3 protein-coding genes are annotated in these 4,029 nt (G+C 56.4%); all 3 read left to right on the top strand.

The window, feature by feature from the left end; all coding sequences use genetic code 11:
- A partial coding sequence (gene pglZ, locus LHW45_11095) for a BREX-1 system phosphatase PglZ type B (GenBank protein ID MCB5286114.1) occupies positions 1–1,583 on the top strand: 1,583 nt, incomplete at its 5' end.
- A complete protein-coding gene (brxL, locus tag LHW45_11090; protein ID MCB5286113.1) occupies positions 1,580–3,625 on the top strand; it encodes a BREX system Lon protease-like protein BrxL in 2,046 nt (681 codons plus the stop codon). The genes pglZ and brxL, both read left to right, overlap by 4 nt.
- A gap of 5 nt (positions 3,626–3,630) precedes the next feature.
- A partial coding sequence (locus LHW45_11085; GenBank protein MCB5286112.1) for a winged helix-turn-helix domain-containing protein occupies positions 3,631–4,029 on the top strand: 399 nt, incomplete at its 3' end.

Here is a 4,029-nt window from a genome sequence, read left to right as displayed (position 1 = left end):
AGGCACCAAAGCGCTACCCCAACATTCCGGCACAAATCAGAAAATGTCGTCCGCCGAGTGACACCATTTTCTGGCACATGGGAGACGGTTCTTTCGACGGCTGGCCTCAGTGGAATGACGACCAGGAGAAAAACCTTCAGCGTGATTTGATGGCCCTTGCCAAAGCGCCCGCGCACGAAGCGAGGGCGAAGATTAAGGAGCTGGAAAAACAGCACGGACGCAGGCGATCTCTGGTCTGGGCCGAACTGGGTGGTGCCCCCTTGGCCTGCGCAGTGGAACACCTGGCGACCATTGCCGAGATCACCAAAAGTGGCCTTGCCGCAGGTTCGGTGGACGACCTCGCAGCGGGATATCGCAGTCACGGATGGCGGGTCGATGACGGAGTGATCCGGGCTTTGGCCCAGGTCGATAGTTCTGCCGACTTTGATGCCGTGACGACCGCTATTCGATCTGTTTACCTGCCGTGGGTGGAAGAATCAGCCCGCTATCTCCAGAAATTGGTAGATGGTGCATCGTACCCGGGAGGCACCTGTCTGACGGCAAAGGCAGCACCTTTCAGTCACGGGGACTGCGTTCTCTTCGTCGACGGACTCCGTTTCGATGCTGGGAAGCGTTTGGTTGGCTCTTTAGAGTCGTGTGGATTTGATATTTCCGAGGAACCTGTCTGGATGGCCCTGCCGAGTGTAACGGCAACCGGCAAGGCGGCGGTAACCCCGGTACGAGACAGGATTCGCGGTGAGGATGGCAGTCCAGATTTTGAGCCGTCTGTCGCAGACACCGGTCAGTCATTAAAGGGTGGCTACCACCTGAAGAAGCTATTGACCGACGCGGGATGGTCGATCCTTGAGCGCTCTGCTGATGGCGATGGCCAGGGTATGGCTTGGTGCGAATTTGGAGACATCGACCACGAAGGCCACGACCGTGGGTGGAAACTTGCCAAACACATCGATGCCCTGATTCTGGAGATCACAGACCGGGTCACGGAGCTTTTGGCAGCAGGATGGAAGCGTGTTCGTGTTGTGACAGACCATGGCTGGTTGCTGCTGCCTGGGGGATTGCCAAAAATCGACCTTCCCAGCGCCCTGGCCGATAACAAGTGGGGCCGATGCGCCTCATTAAAACCCGGGGCCACTTCCGAGGAGCGGCTTTACCCATGGTACTGGAATCCAAACCAGTATTTTGCCCTCGCTGATGGTGTGAGCTGCTTTAAAAAGGGCGAGGAGTACACCCATGGCGGCCTGAGCCTGCAAGAGTGCCTGACGCTGCAATTGACGGTAACGCGAGGCGAATCTGCCCAGGCTGCGGCATCTGTCGAATTTACCGACGTGGTGTGGAAGGGGCTGCGCTGTACCGTTGCCGTAGATGGCAACTTCTCGGGTTTATCACTTGATGTTCGTAGCCAAGCAGGCAATTCATTGTCCAGTGTGGTCGTCGGCAGCAAACCGCTTAAAGACAACGGAACAGCCTCCGTGGTCGTCGAGGACGAGGACATGGAGGGGCGGGAAGCGACAGTGGTCCTGATCGATGCCAACGGATCGCTGGTTGCGCAAATCGCCACAGTAATTGGTGGAGGTAATGCATGATTGAAATGGACCAGATCGACAAAAAAGCGGCCTCCTCGCTAGAGGGGTACCTGGTCCGGAAGGATCTGGTCCGGACGTTTAGCCGCCAGTTTCCGGTGCCGACGTATGTGGTCGAGTTTCTGCTCGGCCGGTACTGCGCCAGCACTGAGCAGGACGAGATTGATGAGGGCCTCGAGATCGTCCAACGGCAACTCAAATCGCGAACGGTCAAGGCCGGGGAAGAAGAGCTCTTCAAGGCTCGGGCCAGGGAAAATGGCGAGGTCAAAATCATCGACCTCATCACCGCTCGCCTGGATGCGAAGACCGACTCCTACATCGCAACACTGCCCAGCCTGCGTCTGACCGATGTCCGCATTAGCCCGGAACTGGTGAATGAACATGAGCGAATGCTGACAGGTGGCTTTTATGCCGAAATCAGTCTGAACTACGATGCGGCTATTGCCCAGGAGAGCAAAGGCAGACCTTTCGGTGTTGAGTCGCTCCGGGAAATCCAACTATCCAAACGCGATGTGCTCGACATCCTGGCCGAGGCCCGCAAGTCCTTTACTACCGACGAGTGGAAGGAGTTTCTACTTCGATCCATCGGCATAGAGCCAAACGGATTGTCCCGGCGGCAACGCGATGCCTTGATGCTGCGGATGGTTCCTTTTGTCGAGCGTAACTTCAACCTGGTGGAACTCGGTCCCAGAGGAACGGGCAAGAGCCATCTCTTCCAGCAGGTTTCTCCGTATGCGCATCTGATCTCTGGAGGTAAGGCCACGGTTGCCCGGATGTTCGTCAACAACGCAACCGGCCAGCGCGGATTGGTCTGCCAATACGATGTGGTTTGCTTCGATGAGGTGTCCGGCGTCTCTTTCGACCAGAAGGATGGCGTGAACATCATGAAGGGATACATGGAGTCCGGTGAATTCAGCCGTGGCAAGGAAAGCATCCGAGCCGATGGCAGCATCGTCCTGGTTGGCAACTTTGATGTTGATGTTGAACATCAGCAGCGCATCGGGCACCTGTTTGGCCCCATGCCACCCGAGATGAAAGACGACACCGCTTTCATGGACCGAATTCACGCCTTTCTGCCCGGCTGGGATGTTCCAAAAATCAGCAAGGAACTGTTGACGAATCACTTCGGTCTGGTGAGCGATTTCTTGTCCGAGTGCTGGAGCCAGCTTCGAAATCAAAGCCGAGTGAGCGTTCTGCAAAACCGGGTGTTCTTCGGTGGCGCTCTATCAGGACGCGATACCAACGCGGTCAATAAAACCGTGAGCGGATTGCTCAAGCTCCTCTATCCCGGTGAAGGCGAGACGGCCGATGAGGACATTGAGTGGGCCGTCCATATCGCCATGGAGGCAAGGCGTCGCGTCAAGGAACAGCAGAAGCGCATCGGCGCGGCGGAATTCCGTAATACCCACTTCAGCTACGTAATGGGGGCTGATGGCGTAGAAAAGTTTGTCTCGACTCCAGAACTGCAAAGCGAAAACAGCATTGGTGGCGACCCCCTTGAGCCAGGCCAGGTCTGGACCATCTCGCCAGGTGGCGGTGAAGAGCATCCGGGACTTTACCGTATCGAGATCAATGAAGGCCCAGGTTCCGGCGTCAAGATCCTCAACAAACCCGTGCCGCCAGCCTTCAAGGAAAGCATGGGCTACGCCGAGCAAAACCTCTACGCCCGGGCAATGCAACTGGTCGGAGACAAGGACCCTCGTCACCACGAATTCACCGCCCAACTCCGAGCCTTTGACGCATCCAAGTCCGGCGCGAAACTCGGCATGGCATCACTCATCGCGCTCTGCACGGCTCTCTTGAAGAAGAGTGTTCGCGGCGGCCTCATCATCGTGGGGGAGATTAACCTGGGTGGCTCTCTCGAGCCTATTCACAATCCCGTCACCATCGCCGAGATCGCAGTTGAAAAAGGTGCCTCGGCTCTCTTGATGCCCGTTTCCTGCCGTCGGCAGCTTTTCGATCTATCTGACGATATGGCGACCAAGATCGACATCCAGTTTTATTCCGATACCAGGGATGCCCTTCTGAAGGCCATGGTGGAGTAACGAGTATGAGTGTCCAGAGTGCAGCTATCCAGGTGTTGAAAGAGGCAGGCAAGCCGCTCCATGCCACTGAAATCGCCAAGCTGATCATCGAAGCTGGGCTCTGGAAGTCTGATGGTAAGACACCGGAGGCCACCGTTAGCGCCCGGCTCTACTCCGACATCAAGAGCAACGGGGATAAGTCGCCCTTTGTAAAGGTAGGTCCTCAAACCTTCGCACTCCGTGATTCAACTGAAATAGAAGGTGACACGGCGTCGGCTCTTGCACCTGTCGAAAAGCCATCAAAACCTCATCCCACCAACGCGGGCTTTTCCTTCATCGATTGTGCTCAGAAGGTTCTTGAGGAGTTCGGCGGCAAAAAGCCGATGCACTACAAGGAAATCACCGGGAAGGCGTTGGAAAAAGGA

It is taken from the genome of Candidatus Cloacimonadota bacterium, assembly GCA_020532085.1.
In the GTDB taxonomy this organism is placed as follows: domain Bacteria; phylum Cloacimonadota; class Cloacimonadia; order Cloacimonadales; family Cloacimonadaceae; genus Syntrophosphaera.
Note: the sequence above shows the minus strand (reverse complement) of the source record. Positions and strands in the feature narration are given on the sequence as shown.

Excerpts from the sequence above, each read along its gene's own strand:
- brxL (MCB5286113.1), top strand. The coding sequence starts at position 1,580 with ATGATTGAAATGGACCAGATCGACAAAAAAGCGGCCTCCTCGCTAGAG.